Genomic DNA, 15,869 nt, shown 5'->3' on the forward strand with positions numbered 1-15,869 from the left:
GATTTTTTTGGGGGCAGCATTGTGAAGAAGGTATATATAGCAGGACATAAAGGTTTGGTAGGAAGTGCTATAGACAGAGTTCTTACTAAAAATGGATATAATAATATATTAAGAAAAACACATTCAGAATTAGATTTAAGAAACAGAGAAGAAGTATTTAATTTCTTTGAACAAGAAAGGCCACAGTGGGTATTTTTATCAGCAGCTAAAGTAGGCGGAATATATGCGAATAATACCTATCCTGTTGATTTTTTATTATATAATTTGCAAATACAAAATAACATCATAGAAGCATCATATAAATATAATGTTGAAAAGTTAATGTTTTTAGGTTCTAGCTGTATATATCCTAAGGAATGTCCTCAGCCTATAAAAGAAGAATATTTGCTTTCAGGATATTTAGAAAGTACAAATAGGCCTTATGCCTTAGCTAAAATTGCAGGTATAGAATTATGCGATGCTTATAACAGACAATATAATACAGATTATATAGCCGTAATGCCATGTAATCTTTATGGTATAAATGATAATTATCATCCTGAAAATGCTCATGTTATACCAATGCTTATTAGAAGATTTCATGAGGCTAAGATAAATAATCTTAAAGAAACAACTATTTGGGGAAGCGGTACTCCTTTAAGAGAATTTATGTTTTCTGATGATTTAGCTGAAGCATGTCTTTATTTGATGGAAAATAAGAGTCATAAAGATATAGGAAAGTTTATAAACATAGGTTCAGGAAAAGAAGTTACTATAAAAGAATTAGCAGAGTTAATAAAAAAAGTAATAGGCTTTGAAGGAAATATAATATTGGATAGTTCTAAACCGGATGGTACTATGAGAAAATTGCTTGATGTATCAAAAATTAATTCATTAGGCTGGAAATATAGAATAGAACTTGAAGAAGGATTAAAAATAGCTTATAACGATTTTTTGAAAAATTATAATCAATAACATAGGAATACAAATATGAAGAAAGCACTTATCACAGGAATAACAGGACAGGATGGTTCTTATTTAACAGAACTTTTATTAGAAAAAGGTTATGAAGTACATGGAATTATTAGAAGAAGTTCATCTTTTAATACGGAAAGAATAGATCATCTTTATAGTGATCCGCATATTAATGATGTAAGAATGTTTCTTCATTATGGAGATTTATCAGACAGTTCTAATTTATCTAGAATATTAGAAAAGATACAGCCTGATGAAATATATAATTTGGCAGCGCAAAGCCATGTAAGAGTAAGTTTTGATATGCCTGAATATACTGCTGATGTTACAGGACTTGGTACAATAAGATTATTAGATGCTATTAAAGAAACTCAGATAAAAACAAAATTTTATCAAGCATCAACTAGTGAATTGTATGGAAAAGTTGTAGAAACACCTCAGACAGAAAAAACTCCTTTTTATCCTAGAAGTCCTTATGCTTGTGCTAAAGTGTATTCATATTGGATTACTGTTAATTATAGAGAAAGTTATGATATGTATGCTTGTAATGGTATACTATTTAATCATGAAAGTCCTAGAAGAGGAGAGACTTTTGTTACTAAAAAAATTACGCATGCCATTGCTAGAATACTAAATAAAGAACAAGATAAATTATATTTAGGTAATTTAGATTCTAAAAGAGACTGGGGATATGCTAAGGATTATGTTGAAGCTATGTGGCTTATGCTTCAGCAGGAAAAGGCTGATGATTATGTTATAGCTACAGGAGAGACACATTCTGTTAGAGAATTTTTAGATGAAGCTTTCGGACTTGTTGGGCTTGATTGGAAAAAATATGTAGAAATAGATCCTAGATATTACAGACCTGCAGAGGTTGATCTTTTATTAGGAGATCCTACAAAAGCAAAAGAAAAATTAGGATGGAAACCAAAAACTACATTTAAAGAATTAGTTAAAATAATGCTTGAATATGATTTGAAAACTGTAGGTTTAAGTTTAGATAAATTTAAAAATTAATTATTCATGAATAATAAATTATTTTTAAAAAAAAATTTGATTGAATATTTGGTATGGGCTATTCCTTTTAAAAAAATTAGAAATAGCATAAGAATCAATTCTGTATATTTAAAAGATTTAGGTTATAAAATAAATTATAATCATTATAAAAATAATATAGGAAATAAAATAACTTTTTTTGTAAGAAATGATTGGTCTGTAAATGAGAATGAGTTTACTAATAATTATTTTTATAATTTAATAAAAAATAATTATATTGATGATTTAGAAATAAGCTACAATCCTGATATAGAATTTTTTGCTCCTGTAGGTAAAAGATATTTTTTAGAAAACTCTAAAGCAAAAATTAAAATATTCTATACAGGAGAGTGCGTTTCAAAAGATGCAATAGATAAATCTTGGAGACAATATTATGATAATTGTGTTAATGATGTAGATTTATCTCTTGGTTTTGATAGGGTAGATGAGGATAAATATAAAAATTATGTACGATTTCCTATTTGGATATTTTATAATTTTCATGGACTTTTAGATAATAAAAACTACACTAAAGATAATATCAAGAAAATTATAGATGATATTAATAATGCTAAATCTAAAAAAAATAGATTTGCTTCATTGGTTGCTAGTCATGATGCCACTAATATAAGAACTCAAATGTATAATCAAATAAAAAAAATAGATTCTATAAGCTGTCCAAGTAAATTATTTCATAATGATGATACATTAAAACAAAACTTTAATGATGTAAAAACGGAATATTTAAAAGATTTTAAATTTAATATATGTCCTGAAAATACAATCAGTGACGGATATATCACAGAAAAACTTTTTGATGCTTTTAAATCAGGATGCATACCAATATACAATGGAGATGATAATATAGAACTTGATTTAGTTAATAAAAATGCATTATTATTCTTTAAAAAAGATGAAGATAATACAGAACTTATAAAAGAAATAGAAAAACTTCATAAAGATGATAAATTATTCGATGCTTTTCAAGAACAAATAAAAATATACGACTCTATGGTTGATTATCTTTGGGAGAGAAGAGTAAAAATATTAAATAGATTAGAAACTCTAATAAATGAGAGACTTAAATAATATTATTTATTTACAGGTATTCTTAAGAATATTTCTGTACCTATAGAAAGTACATTACTATTTAATTTATTCCAAGCTTTTATTTCTGCTATATCAATATGAAATCTTCTTGCAATAATCCAAAGCGTATCACCAGCTCTAACATGATACATTATATCTTTATACTCATAATCAGGAGGAGGCAAAGATTCAAAATAAACAAATTTACCTTCTCTTATTCTTTGCTGTTCTTCTTCATATTGAGCCAAATCAACCTGTTTAGCATTATCAAGACCTTGTATAGGAATCATTACCTGCTGACCTATATTAAGACTTCTTGATTTTAATTTATTAATTTCTACTATAGCATTTATAGGAACACCATAAAATTTAGAAAGGTGAGAAAGAGTTTCATTCATTTTTACTTCATGTCTTCTGAAAGTAACTCTTTCCGAAGCAGGTATTTTAGCGAAGGTTTCATTGAATTTATCTCCTAATCCTTCAGGAACTCTTAAAGGATATCTAACCATACCAGGAGGAGTTACTCCTCTTGCTAAATGAGGATTTAAAGCTTTCAAATCTTCAGTATCAACATCTATCATTTTAGCAATAACAGATAAATCAGCAGCATCATCAACATAAACTAAATCACCCTGAGGAAATACTACCTTAGGTTTATTCACTTTAAATCCAAATTTTTCAGGATTTTTTGCTATTATAACAGCAGCAACATATTTTGGTATATATTCTTCAGTTTCTTTAGGAAGAACTCCTGCCTTTAATAGATCCTCAAAATCATTACTTTTTACTTCTCTTATAGCTCTTGATATCCTTCCTCCTCCGGCATTATAAGCTATTAGAGCAATAACCCAAGATTTAAAATTTTTATCAAGTCTTACTAAGTGATCAGCAGCAGCTTTTGTTGATCTTTCAGGATCGAATCTGTCATCAGACCAATAATTAACTTTAAGATTGTATATAGCACCTGTCATAGGCATAAATTGCCAAAGTCCGGCAGCACCTGCATGAGAAACTGCCTGAGGATTGAAATCGCTTTCTATTATAGGTAGGTAAACTAAATCTTCAGGTACTCCTTTTTCAGCAAATACTTCCTTTATATAGGGTAGATATATTTGAGATCTGTCTATAATTTTCTGCATGTAAGGCTTCCAGCTTCCCTGATATCTATTTATATAGTAGGAAACTCTATCGCTTCTAAAGTTATTTACATCAAAACCTCTTAGCTCTACAACTTTTATATCGCGTCCAAGAGATTCTCCGAAAACACTAAGTTCATATAAATTTACACCATCTAATGCCTTTCTTATATACATATCGAAAGTATCGCAAGAGTTTGCAAATAACATTATTATTATGAGGAAAATAATTACTATATATTTTTTTATATTTTTAATAATAAACCTGCCTTAAAATTATTGATATATTTAACATTATTATTGAAAGATTTTCAAGTTATTTTTACATTTTAAAATCGGATATATTGCAAATAAATTTAATTTTATAAATATAGTGATATTTTTATATTTTTGTTATGATGCGTAACGTTTTATTATGATGTTGTTGTATAGTTTTTTACCATACTGTTTTATAATATAGAGTTATAGGAAGTTAATAGAGAATATAATTTTCTCTATTAACTCCACTAACTCCACTATTAATTATTATTTTGAGCAGAATGTTATTTGTTGATTTAAATATTTTTTATTCTGTATTTCATCAACAAAAGCTATGGCATAATCAGCATAACTAATAGCACTTTCACCTTTTGAGTTGAAAAGTAATTCATCATGTCCTATATTATATTGTCCTGTTTTTTCTCCGTCAGCTTGGAAATCAGCAGAAGGTGATATGTAAGTCCATAAAACATCTTTTTTACTTTTTAATATATCAAATGCCTTAATAGAACTTACAGCTACACCCATAAAAATATCTGGAAAATCAGGTGTATCTTTTAATATCATAGTATGCTCTTTATTTACATATAAACTTCCTGCACCTCCTATTACCATTAATCTAATATTGGTATTGGCAAGTATTTTACATAAATGCTCTATAACTAATGAATGCTTATCAAGCTCTTTTTCTTCCCATACTCCGAATGCACTTACTACAGTATCGAATTCTTTCAAATCATCTTTTGTCAAATCGAATAAATCTTTTTCTATAACTTTTGCTTTTGAATTATTTATTTTTGTTTTATCTCTTACTATGGCTGTAACATCTATCCCTCTTTCTAATGCCTCATTCATGATTAATTTTCCGGCTCTTCCGTTTGCTGCTATTATTGCAATTTTCATTTTAATTCTCCTTTTTATATAAAATATTTTCTTTAATTAAAGAGTTGTAATAGCTATTGTTACAATCATAATAACATGGTTTAGTTGTAATGTCAAGTATTACAACTAAAATTTTTAACTTTTTATATATTTTAAAACTTTAGATATATCATCATCTATACATATAGAACGATTTTCCAAACCAGATATAGCTAAACAGTTATTTAAATTAATAGAGGCATAAATTGAATTTTTATTTTTTAATGCCATTTCCCAAAAAGAATATTTTATGATACCCGGAGTATTAAATCCTACACCCAATTCTAAAAATAATATATTTTTGTTTTGGGAATTATTCAAAAAAGATTTATATTTATCTTTGGCTTTATACCAATTTTCATCTTGAACGAATGTATTATCGCTTCTTAAATTCATCGACATATTAGCACCGCAATGAGGACATTTAGGTATAAGTTCTGAAGGTATTTTCATGTTTTTTCTAGATTTAACCATTTCTCTGATATATTTTTCATTGTAAAAAGTTTCCTGTTTGCATGGTACAGAGCATTGAAAAAGAGAATAATCTCCTTGAACTTTAAATAGTCTTTCTTTATCAAAATTAGCTTCTTCAAATCTTCCATCAACATTTGTTGTAATGACAAAATAATTTTTATTTTTTACTATGTTTAAAAGGTTTAAATGTGTTTCATCTGCTTTTAAATCATATCTGTTAATATAAACAAATAGAGAGAAATATCCCCAAAATTCTTCTAAGCTAGGGTAGTTATAGAATCCGGCACTGTACATATCTGTTAAGCCATATTTTTCTTTGTATTCTTTGAAGTTATCATCAAATCTTTTTCCATCATACAGAAATCCGGCAGAAGATGAAAGTCCTGCACCAGCTCCTATTAATATATAATCTGATTTTTCTATAGCTGATTTTAACTTTTCTGTTGATTTAATATCATTTAGTTTTTCATTCATATTATTGCTCCTGATTAATTTAAAATATTATTATAAAGTTTGTAATCTAAATCTTTAAATACATTGAATACAATTTTGATATCATATTTAGTATTATTTAAAAAGTTGTTTACGGCTTTAACTGCTATATAGGCAGCTAATTCATTTGGAAATCTAAACTCTCCTGTAGATATGCAGCAAAATGCAATACTTTTTATATTATTATTTTTAGCTGTTTCCAAACATGATTTATAACATTTAGATAAAAGCTCTTCATCTTTTTTTGAAACTTCATTTTGTATTATTGGACCTACTGTATGTAAAATGTATTTACTAGGCAAATTAAATGCAGGTGTTATTATGCAGTTTCCGGTTTTTTCAAAATTTCCTTTCATAATTTCATTGCAGTAAAGTCTTAATCTAGTTCCTGATGCACTATGTATTGCATTATCTATACATTTATGAAGTGGCATAAAACATCCAAGCATAGCAGAATTAGCAGCATTTACTATTGCATCTATTTTTAAAGTTGTTATATCTCCCTGCCATATACATAAATTATTATTCATTGGTTTTATATCATCTATATTTGTTATTGTTTTATTTTTCAGTAGTTCTTGTAAATATTCATCTTCTATATTTAAATATTCTTCGCTTATACTGTTTGGACTTCTTATATTCATTAAATATCTGAAATAATTATGCAATACTGCTTCATTCTTTTCTTTTATGGCATTATTCAAATTTTCATCATATTTGTAATTACCTTCTTTCATTAAAAAATCTATTAAGAATAATAGTTTATTCATGAGTTTACTCCTTGTTGTAATGATAATTGTTACAATAATAGTATAATTTTATTGTAATGTCAAGTATTACAACTAAATCATGCTTTTATATTTGCATTAATAGTATAAATATATTATAATTTTAAATGATTTTGAGGATGAATGTATGAAAATTAGTTCGAGATTTACAATAGCAATTCACACATTACTTTGCATATTAAAATTTAAAGATGAGAAAATGACATCAAGTCTTATATCGGATAGTGTCAATGTTAATCCTGTAATAATAAGAAATATTTTAATACAGCTTCAAAAGGCAGATATTATTACTGTTAAAAGAGGAACAGGAGGAATTTCTTTAAATAGAAAAATAGAAAATATAAATTTACTTGATATATTCAATGCAGTAGAAAGTTTAGATAATAATAAACTTTTCAGCTTTCATGAAAATCCGAATAAAAAATGTCCTGTTGGAAGCAGGATTAATGATATACTTCAGCCTAAACTAGATGATGTGCAGAATGCTATGGAAAAAGAGCTTAAAAAAACTACATTAAAAGATATTTATGAAAAATTAAAAAATTAATATATTTTAGTATTTATTATATAATATTTAAAGTCTATATTGAGGATATATTTTATGAAGAAAGAAGAGATTAAATTAGAAAATACTACTAACAAATTTGAACATTTTCTAAAAGCAGTTGAATTTTTAGGTAATAAACTTCCTGATATAACTATTTTGTTTCTTATAGCTTTTTTTATAATGGTTATACTTTCATGGATATTATCACATTTTACATTTAATTATTTTCATCCTACAACAGGAGAACAAATAAAAATTATAAATATGCTTGCTCCTAATGAATTAGCAAAATTTATAACAAAAATGATAAGCAATTTTGTGAGCTTCCCTCCTCTTGGAATAACACTTGTTGGAACATTGGGTATAGGTGTAGCCAATGGCAGCGGATTTATTAGAATGATTATAATTAAAATATCAAGTGTTATACCGGAAAAAGCTGTAACTCCTGCTGTTATGTTTATATCTATATTAAGCCATATAAGTTCAGATTCTGCTTATGTTATATTAATGCCGGTAGCTGCTATGATGTTTTTTTCTTTTGGAAAGCATCCATTAGCAGGAATTGCTGCTTCATTTGCTGGTCTTGCAGGAGGACATTCTGCAAGTTATACTCCTTCAATAATAGATCCAATAATGCAGGGATTTACTCAAAATGCAGCAAGAATGATAGATCCAACTTACACTGTTAATGTTTTATGCAATTATTTCTTAAGTTTTTCATCAACATTTGCTGTAATTTTAGTAGGATGGTTTGTAACTGATAGAATAGTAGAGCCTTTTTTATGGAGAACTATGCCTATTGATAAAGATGCGGTAGTAGAAAATACTGATATATCTCTGGTAAGTAAAAAAGAAAATAAGGCTTTCAATATTGCTATATTAGTTTTAATATCTATGATTATTATTTTAATAGCCTTGCTTGTACCTAAAAACTCTTTATTAAGAGCTCCTGACGGACAGTTAACTACACCTGATGCACCTATTATGCAGGCAATAGTGCCAGTTATATTTTTGTTTTTGGTAATACCTGGATTTGTATATGGAAAATTAACTAATAAATTCAAAACATCAAGAGATTTCAGCGGTGCTATGGCTGATAGTATAAAAAATCTAGCATCATTTTTAACATTTGCTTTTTTCTGTTCTCAGTTTTTATATATGTTTGGAACTTCAAATGTAGGTACATTGATGGCTATATCAGGCGCTGAGTTTTTGAAATCTTTGAATATGCCTCCTCAGGTAACCATAGCTGGTATTATACTGCTTACAGGAGTATTAGATATATTAATAAGTTCTGCTTCATCTAAATGGGCTATAATGGCTCCGGTTCTTGTACCTATGCTTATGGCTGTTGGTATATCTCCGGAATTGACTCAAGCATCATACAGAGTAAGCGATTCTGCTATGAACATTGTAACTCCTATGTTTTCATTTTATCCTTTGATTATTTCTTACTGTCAAAAATATTGTAAGAAAACAGGAGTAGGCACATTATCTTCAATGATGATACCTTATAGTATAGGAATATTTATTGCATTGCTTATAATGCTTTATGGTTTCTGGGCATTGAATATACCTATAGGTTTTAATAGCGGATATGTTTATCCTCCTGTTCATTAATATGTTTTTATTATAAAGGTTTATAAATGATTAGTAATGAAGATATTAAAAAAATTCAAATAGATAGTTTTTTTAAATATGTAAAAATAGCAAGTCAGAGCAAGGGAGGTTCAAACACTATACCAAGTTCTGAAGGACAAATGAAACTTGCTGGTATTCTTGCTGACGATTTAAAAACTTTGGGATTAAAAAATATTGTATTGAATAATAATGCCATAGTTACAGCATTGCTTCCTAAAAATAAAGATAATGTATATTCTGTTGGCTTTGTGGCTCATCTTGATACTGTTGATATAGGACTTGATGGAAATGTTAATCCTCAAATATTAAATTTCAAAGGTGATGATTTTTATTTGAATAAAGAAAAAAATATAATATTCAAAGTATCAGAACATAATGAAATAAATAATTATATAGGTGAGGATATTATATTTTCAGATGGAACTAGCGTACTTGGTGCAGATAATAAAGCGGCAATAGCGACTATTATGTCGGCATTAAAATATATCATAGAAAATAATATAGAACATGGTGATATATACATAGCATTTGTACCTGATGAGGAGATTGGACTATTAGGTTCTAAGGAATTGGATTTGAATGTGTTTAAACCTGATTTTGCATACACAATAGATTCATGCGAAATAGGGGAGATTGTGTATGAAACATTTAATGCTGCTACTGCAATTATAAATATAGAAGGCGTAACTGCTCATCCTATGAGTGCAAAAAATGTATTGGTTAATCCTATATTAATAGCCATAGATATAGCCAATGAATTTGACAGAAAAGAAACTCCTGAATGTACAGAAAAAAAGGAAGGTTATATTTGGGTTCAGGGTATAAGCGGAAATCAGAGAAATGCATCTTTAAGATTGAGCATAAGAGATCATAATAAATCTCTTTATGAAAATAAAAAACTAAAGGTAAAAGAGGCTGTTGAAAAATATACAAAGTTAAACCCTAGAGCTAATATAGAATTAAATCTTCAAGATGTGTACAGCAATATATCAGACTCTATAAAAGATGATAGATTTGCAATAGATGTTATGTATGAGTCTATGAAAAATCTTAATATAGAGCCTAAAACTTTATCTATGAGAGGCGGCACTGATGGTTCTGTTTTATCATCGAAAGGTCTTCTTACTCCTAATTATTTCACCGGTGCTCATAATTTTCATTCTATATATGAGTTTCTGCCTATATCTTCATTTTATAAGAGTTTACAAACTACCATTGAAATAATAAAAATTATATCTTCTAAATGATTATGATTTCAAAATTTAATGTATTATTCTCTATCTAAAAAAGGAGCATTGATGTTTTAATTAGAGATTAATTATTTTTTAAGTCTATATAAACATATTTTGTATATACTTAATTTTTTAATTTGATAAACTAACAAAATAATATTGTATTTAATTAGTTTATAGATATAATAACATTATAATAAATATCTATGGGGCAATATAAATGTCAGAAATAACTATTAAAATTGATGATAAATTAAAAAATGAAGCTGATAAACTTTTTAATGATCTTGGCTTGGATTTTAATACAGCTATTAATATATTTTTGAGAACCTCTATAAATACTCAGTCTATTCCATTCAAAATAGAAAAAACTAAACAATTAGATATAAATAATGATGAAGATAATTTTTACAACGAAGAAAATATAAAATTTTTAAAAGAAGGATATTTGGAATTAAAATCTGGATTAGGGCATAAAAGAGAGTTATTAAATGAATAAAATTTTTTATGATAAAGCTTGGGAAGATTATCTTTATTTTCAAAAGAATGACAAAAAAATATTACAGAAAATTAATGATCTTATAAAAGATATAGAAAGAAATGGCTTATTAATTGGTATAGGAAAACCAGAGAGGTTAAAGGGTGAATTAAATGGATTGTATTCAAGGAGAATAAATTATGAGCATAGATTAGTATATTATATTGAAGATAATAATTTATTTATAGTTGGATGTAAAACTCATTATAAAAATAATTAAAATATTTAATAATTTCGATAATAAATTTCCATAACATTAAGTACTTTATAAAAAGCTTAGAAATTTCCTAATAAAAAACTCATTATAAAATTTGTATGATTAGTATTTGACTTTTTTGTCAATGGTTAATTAGTTAAAATAAAAAACTTGACTTACATTAATAAATATAAGCCAAGTTTTTATATTTAAATAATTATATTAGTAATTTTTTTATTGTTCTTTTTCCCGCCGCGGACTTCGTCAAAGAACCCTATATCCTCGATAAACTCAAATACGTTTCGCAAAAGTGCAAGTATAAAATTAGTACCAAATAATACTAAAATCGTTTTATATGTAAGATAATTTATTAAATTAAAGCCAAAATATAGCCTTTTTGCTTCTTTGTGGCAACAAAAGAAGTAGGGGGTTCGGGGACTAGTCCCCGAAAATAATAAAATATAAATTTAACAAACTAACATTATAGAGAAGATAAAACTTCTTCTATACCTTTTAATTTATCTTCAAACTCTTTTTTCTTTCTGTTTTCAGTGTCAATAGCTTCCTGTTTAGCTTTCTTCATAAAGTTTTCATTAGAAAGTTTTTTGTTTACAGCTTCTAAATCTTTTTTGTATCCTGCTGCTTCTTTTTCTAATCTTTTCTTCTCTGCTTCTAAATCTATTATGCCTACAAGATTAACATTTATCTCACCGCCTTCAAATACTTTAACGAATGAACCTTTATTTCTCTCGCTCTCTGCTGAAGAAACTATATTCAATGATTCTGTAAGTGAAAGTGCTGATATAATATCCTTATAGCTTTCTGCAGTATTTTTGAAATAGTCTGAAGTATAGCGAATTATTACATCAAGTTTTTTATTTGGAGGCAAATTAAATGATGAACGTGAATTTCTTATTCCTGAAACTATATCTTGAATCAAGTTGAAATCTTTTTCTATATCTTCAAATATATATTTAGCATTAGCTTTTGGATACTCTCTAATCATTAATGCTTTTGAATCAATATTATGCTTTGGTAAATTAGAATAAATTTCTTCTGTGATGAATGGCATAAATGGGTGAATCATAGCCATTGATTCTTCAAGTACATATAAAAGAACGGCAATAGTTTTTTCTTTCTTGCTTTCGTCTTTCAAATCGAATTTACTTATTTCTATGTACCAATCACAGAATTCATTCCAGTAGAATTTATAAATTGTTTGAGAAGCCTCATCAAATCTATACTCTTTTAATTTCTGAGTAGTTGATTCAATAGCTTTCTGAAGTCTTGATAATATCCATTTGTCTTTATTTTCAAGAGTGTAAGTATCTAAATCTTTTATATTAGCATTATCATCGATGTTACCAAAAATATATTTAGCACTGTTGTAGATTTTATTAGCAAACTTTCCTCCCATTTTGAAAAGTTCTCTGTCAAGCCAAATATCCTGACCGCCTAATGAAGTTATGAATGATAAAGTGAATCTGAATGCATCAGCTCCATGCTCATCAATTATTTCTATAGGGTCAATGCCGTTTCCTAAACTCTTAGACATTTTTCTTCCGATTTTATCTCTTATAAGTCCGTTAAGATAAACATCTTTGAAAGGCACATCATTCATAAAATGAGTTCCTGCCATAATCATTCTAGCAACCCAGAAAAATAATATATCATAACCTGTAACAAGTGCAGTAGTAGGGTAGAAGTATTTTAATTCTTCATTAACTTCAGGCCATCCGAAAGTAGAGAAAGGCCATAACCAAGAAGAAAACCAAGTATCAAGTACATCTTCATCCTGATGAATATTTTTAGATTTACACTTAGTACATTCTGTAATATCTGTTTTTGAAACCATCATCTCGCCGCAGTCATCACAGTACCAAACAGGAATTCTATGTCCCCACCATAATTGTCTGCTTATACACCAATCTCTGATATCAGTCATCCAGTGATTATAAGTGTTAATCCATCTTTCTGGATATATTTTTGTATTGCCGTCATTAACAGCCTTGTAAGCTTTTTCTGCTAAAGGCTTCATTTTTACAAACCATTGATCGCTGTAATAAGGCTCTACAACATTATGACATCTGTAACAGTGTCCTACTTGGTGTTTAATATTATCTTTTCCAACGAAAGCACCTATTTTTTCAAGTTCATGTATTATTAAAGCCCTTGCCTCTTTAACTATTTTACCCTGATAATTGGCAGGTGTATTTTCATTGAATGTACCATCTGCATTAAGTATATTTATTATTTCTAGATTATGTCTTTGAGCTATAGCAAAGTCATTAGGGTCATGGGCTGGAGTGATTTTTAAAGCTCCTGTACCAAACTCTTTATCAACATAAGTATCTTTTACTAATCTTAATTTTCTGCCTACTATAGGAAGTATTAAAATATCTTGTTCTGTAAGATGTGCATATCTTTCATCATCTGGGTGAACAGCAATAGCAACGTCAGCCAAAATAGTTTCAGGTCTTGTAGTGGCTATTTCAATATATTCATCTTTTCCTTCTATTTGGTATTTAACATGATATAAAGCACCAGCAACTTCTTCATGTTCTACTTCATCATTAGCCAAAGCAGTACCGCAGCTAGGACAATAGTTAATAAGATATTTTCCTCTATATATTAAACCTTGATTATAAAGCTCAACGAATACCTCTCTTACAGCATTGCTAAGTCCTTCATCAAGTGTAAATCTCTCTCTGTCCCAATCGCATGAACATCCTATTTTTTCTAACTGTTTTACTATTATAGAGTGATGTTCATTAGCAACTTCCCAAGTTTTTTTAACGAATGCCTCTCTTCCTAAATCATGTTTATTTTTTCCTTCAGCCTTTAATCTTCTTTCAACAACATTTTGAGTGGCAATACCTGCATGGTCGGTTCCCGGCATCCATAAAGTACATTTTCCAAGCATTCTATGGAATCTTATAAGTATATCCTGAAGCGTATTATTAAGGCCATGTCCCATATGAAGAACGCCTGTAACATTTGGAGGAGGTATGACTATAGAATATGGTTCTTTATTTTTATCCATAACAGCATGGAAAAATCCATTCTCTTTCCAGAAATTATATAATTTGTCCTCAATATTTTTAGGGGTGTATGCCCCTTCTAAAGTATGTTTCATATTCTTTTCCTCCAATCAGTCAATAATAATATTAAAAATTGATAATATATTTTATACTATATAGAATATTTTTCAATTATTAAAATAATGTTAATAAAGAAAAAACTATACAATTTAATTATAAAATTAGTGTATAGAATAATAAAATAATTTTAAATAAAATTTTATTTTATGATATATCTTTATTTTTAATTTATTGATAATATTATTTGCTATTAATCATTTTTGATTAAAATTATAGAAAAGTTTTATTATATATATCATCTTTTGTATTAAAAGAATCTTTATAAGATAATTCACTAATTAATGACAATTTCTTTACTCTAAAATCATTTCTTATTTTTTTTATTGGTATCCACCAAGCCTTTTTATTTACATTATCAATATAACTTTTTATAAAATTTTCTTTTTCTTCTTTAACTTTGAAATTAATATAATTTTTTACAGCAATTTTATTAAAAGTATCAACTATATTGCTATTATAATTTTTTTTGAAAATTTCAATTGCATATTTGATATCTATATCATTAGGCATATAATTCCAATTTTTTATCAATAATAGAATACAATTTTCTATAATGTCATTTATATTATCGTTTAATACTACAGCTCCTATTCCAGCATAATTAATGGCTTCTAGTTTATTACCTATATTAGGAGTAAATTTTTCTCCTTGTAATGTTTCAAATAATGATGAACAAGTATATGATATGAATATATCATGTATAATAATAACAGCATTTTTCTTTAGATAAGGTAAAACCATTAAAAAATCTAATATTTCTCCAGGATTTGAATGCATAGCATCTAAAATACAAACATCTATATCACCGCCTATATTATCTATAAATTTACCAACTACACCACCAGTATATAAATGACGTTTATAATTTAAATGGCTAAATTTTTCATCTATTATGAATCCAACTTTTTTATTGGCATCTCTGTAAAACATATCTAAATAATCTACAGAATATAAATTAGCATTATTAATATCTTTTATAGCATTTAAAATAATAGCTGAACTTCCTCCAGCAGCAACACCAATTTCTAAAATTTTTTTAGGTTTTAATTTTCTAATAATACCATTTAGAAACTTTCTTTCTATATAAAACATTTCACTAATTTTATTTCCATTTGTATCAATATCCAAAATATTATTTATTTCGTCTAAAATTTCAATGTCAAAATTTTCTATATTTACAAACATATATACTCCATTAAAATAATAAAAAAAATCCTATAAAGATATAGGACAATATATAATATGAAATTAATCTTATTGATTTAGATTGATTTGATTTATTTAACTTATATTGATAAGTCTTGTCTTGTCTTGTCTTGTCTTGTCTTGTCTTGTCTTGTCTTGTCATTTATTCACCTAATATAGTGATATACATTTTTATCTATATTATATATTATATAATTATAA

The 15,869-nt window shown here is 27.2% G+C and carries 14 protein-coding genes; 8 read left to right on the plus strand and 6 right to left on the minus strand.

The window, feature by feature from the left end:
• The first annotated feature begins 21 nt into the window (after positions 1-21).
• The 3 genes from BHYOB78_RS04910 to BHYOB78_RS04920 are packed head-to-tail and all read left to right on the plus strand — an operon-like array spanning position 22 to position 3,078.
• Positions 22-954, plus strand: a complete 933-nt coding sequence (locus BHYOB78_RS04910; protein ID WP_020064397.1) for a GDP-L-fucose synthase family protein — start codon at positions 22-24, stop codon at positions 952-954.
• Positions 955-969: 15 nt separating this feature from the next.
• On the plus strand, positions 970-1,971 hold the full coding sequence (gmd, locus tag BHYOB78_RS04915) for a GDP-mannose 4,6-dehydratase (protein ID WP_020064398.1): 1,002 nt from the start codon (positions 970-972) through the stop codon (positions 1,969-1,971).
• A gap of 6 nt (positions 1,972-1,977) precedes the next feature.
• On the plus strand, positions 1,978-3,078 hold the full coding sequence (locus BHYOB78_RS04920) for a glycosyltransferase family 10 domain-containing protein (RefSeq protein WP_020064399.1): 1,101 nt from the start codon (positions 1,978-1,980) through the stop codon (positions 3,076-3,078).
• A gap of 2 nt (positions 3,079-3,080) precedes the next feature.
• On the opposite strand, the gene BHYOB78_RS04925 is transcribed toward BHYOB78_RS04920, so the two are convergent.
• The 4 genes from BHYOB78_RS04925 to BHYOB78_RS04940 all read right to left on the minus strand — a co-directional run bounded on the left by BHYOB78_RS04925 (position 3,081) and on the right by BHYOB78_RS04940 (position 7,129).
• A complete protein-coding gene (locus BHYOB78_RS04925) occupies positions 3,081-4,424 on the minus strand; it encodes a lytic transglycosylase domain-containing protein (RefSeq protein ID WP_020064400.1) in 1,344 nt (447 codons plus the stop codon).
• A 315-nt stretch (positions 4,425-4,739) separates the two neighbouring features.
• Positions 4,740-5,375 carry an NAD(P)-dependent oxidoreductase gene (locus BHYOB78_RS04930; RefSeq protein ID WP_020064401.1) on the minus strand — a complete coding sequence of 212 codons (636 nt, stop codon included), beginning with the start codon at positions 5,373-5,375 and terminating at the stop codon, positions 4,740-4,742.
• A 114-nt stretch (positions 5,376-5,489) separates the two neighbouring features.
• The gene (locus BHYOB78_RS04935) at positions 5,490-6,341 is read right to left on the minus strand and encodes an SIR2 family NAD-dependent protein deacylase (protein ID WP_020064402.1); all 852 of its coding nucleotides are present in this window, start codon (positions 6,339-6,341) and stop codon (positions 5,490-5,492) included.
• A 14-nt stretch (positions 6,342-6,355) separates the two neighbouring features.
• Positions 6,356-7,129: a protein-ADP-ribose hydrolase gene (locus tag BHYOB78_RS04940; protein ID WP_020064403.1), complete on the minus strand. Its 774-nt coding sequence runs from the start codon at positions 7,127-7,129 to the stop codon at positions 6,356-6,358.
• A 145-nt stretch (positions 7,130-7,274) separates the two neighbouring features.
• On the opposite strand from BHYOB78_RS04940, the gene BHYOB78_RS04945 reads away from it, so the two are divergent.
• From BHYOB78_RS04945 to BHYOB78_RS04965, 5 genes are all read left to right on the plus strand, one after another.
• The gene (locus tag BHYOB78_RS04945; protein WP_020064404.1) at positions 7,275-7,694 is read left to right on the plus strand and encodes an Rrf2 family transcriptional regulator; all 420 of its coding nucleotides are present in this window, start codon (positions 7,275-7,277) and stop codon (positions 7,692-7,694) included.
• A 54-nt stretch (positions 7,695-7,748) separates the two neighbouring features.
• Complete coding sequence (locus BHYOB78_RS04950) at positions 7,749-9,314, plus strand: AbgT family transporter (protein WP_020064405.1); 1,566 nt, start codon at positions 7,749-7,751, stop codon at positions 9,312-9,314.
• 26 nt (positions 9,315-9,340) lie between these two features.
• Positions 9,341-10,582 carry a peptidase T gene (pepT, locus tag BHYOB78_RS04955; protein ID WP_020064406.1) on the plus strand — a complete coding sequence of 414 codons (1,242 nt, stop codon included), beginning with the start codon at positions 9,341-9,343 and terminating at the stop codon, positions 10,580-10,582.
• Positions 10,583-10,787: 205 nt separating this feature from the next.
• On the plus strand, positions 10,788-11,066 hold the full coding sequence (locus BHYOB78_RS04960; RefSeq protein ID WP_012669707.1) for a type II toxin-antitoxin system RelB/DinJ family antitoxin: 279 nt from the start codon (positions 10,788-10,790) through the stop codon (positions 11,064-11,066).
• Complete coding sequence (locus tag BHYOB78_RS04965) at positions 11,059-11,325, plus strand: Txe/YoeB family addiction module toxin (RefSeq protein ID WP_020064407.1); 267 nt, start codon at positions 11,059-11,061, stop codon at positions 11,323-11,325. The genes BHYOB78_RS04960 and BHYOB78_RS04965 overlap by 8 nt, the downstream gene beginning before the upstream one ends.
• Positions 11,326-11,782: 457 nt before the next feature.
• Here BHYOB78_RS04965 and BHYOB78_RS04970 read toward each other — a convergent pair whose 3' ends face one another.
• Positions 11,783-14,437 (minus strand): valine--tRNA ligase, encoded by a 2,655-nt coding sequence (locus BHYOB78_RS04970; RefSeq protein WP_020064408.1) that lies wholly within the window; start codon positions 14,435-14,437, stop codon positions 11,783-11,785.
• 235 nt (positions 14,438-14,672) lie between these two features.
• Positions 14,673-15,647 (minus strand): class I SAM-dependent methyltransferase, encoded by a 975-nt coding sequence (locus tag BHYOB78_RS04975; RefSeq protein WP_020064409.1) that lies wholly within the window; start codon positions 15,645-15,647, stop codon positions 14,673-14,675.
• Positions 15,648-15,869 lie beyond the last annotated feature (222 nt).

This window comes from Brachyspira hyodysenteriae ATCC 27164 (assembly GCF_001676785.2).
GTDB classification, from domain to species: Bacteria; Spirochaetota; Brachyspiria; order Brachyspirales; family Brachyspiraceae; genus Brachyspira; species Brachyspira hyodysenteriae.

Coding starts and splice junctions, on each gene's coding strand:
- BHYOB78_RS04945 (WP_020064404.1), top strand. CDS start 7,275: ATGAAAATTAGTTCGAGATTTACAATAGCAATTCACACATTACTTTGC.
- BHYOB78_RS04935 (WP_020064402.1), bottom strand. CDS start 6,341: ATGAATGAAAAACTAAATGATATTAAATCAACAGAAAAGTTAAAATCA.
- pepT (WP_020064406.1), top strand. CDS start 9,341: ATGATTAGTAATGAAGATATTAAAAAAATTCAAATAGATAGTTTTTTT.
- BHYOB78_RS04970 (WP_020064408.1), bottom strand. CDS start 14,437: ATGAAACATACTTTAGAAGGGGCATACACCCCTAAAAATATTGAGGAC.
- BHYOB78_RS04975 (WP_020064409.1), bottom strand. CDS start 15,647: ATGTTTGTAAATATAGAAAATTTTGACATTGAAATTTTAGACGAAATA.
- BHYOB78_RS04950 (WP_020064405.1), top strand. CDS start 7,749: ATGAAGAAAGAAGAGATTAAATTAGAAAATACTACTAACAAATTTGAA.
- BHYOB78_RS04965 (WP_020064407.1), top strand. CDS start 11,059: ATGAATAAAATTTTTTATGATAAAGCTTGGGAAGATTATCTTTATTTT.
- BHYOB78_RS04960 (WP_012669707.1), top strand. CDS start 10,788: ATGTCAGAAATAACTATTAAAATTGATGATAAATTAAAAAATGAAGCT.
- BHYOB78_RS04930 (WP_020064401.1), bottom strand. CDS start 5,375: ATGAAAATTGCAATAATAGCAGCAAACGGAAGAGCCGGAAAATTAATC.
- gmd (WP_020064398.1), top strand. CDS start 970: ATGAAGAAAGCACTTATCACAGGAATAACAGGACAGGATGGTTCTTAT.
- BHYOB78_RS04925 (WP_020064400.1), bottom strand. CDS start 4,424: ATGTTATTTGCAAACTCTTGCGATACTTTCGATATGTATATAAGAAAG.
- BHYOB78_RS04940 (WP_020064403.1), bottom strand. CDS start 7,129: ATGAATAAACTATTATTCTTAATAGATTTTTTAATGAAAGAAGGTAAT.
- BHYOB78_RS04920 (WP_020064399.1), top strand. CDS start 1,978: ATGAATAATAAATTATTTTTAAAAAAAAATTTGATTGAATATTTGGTA.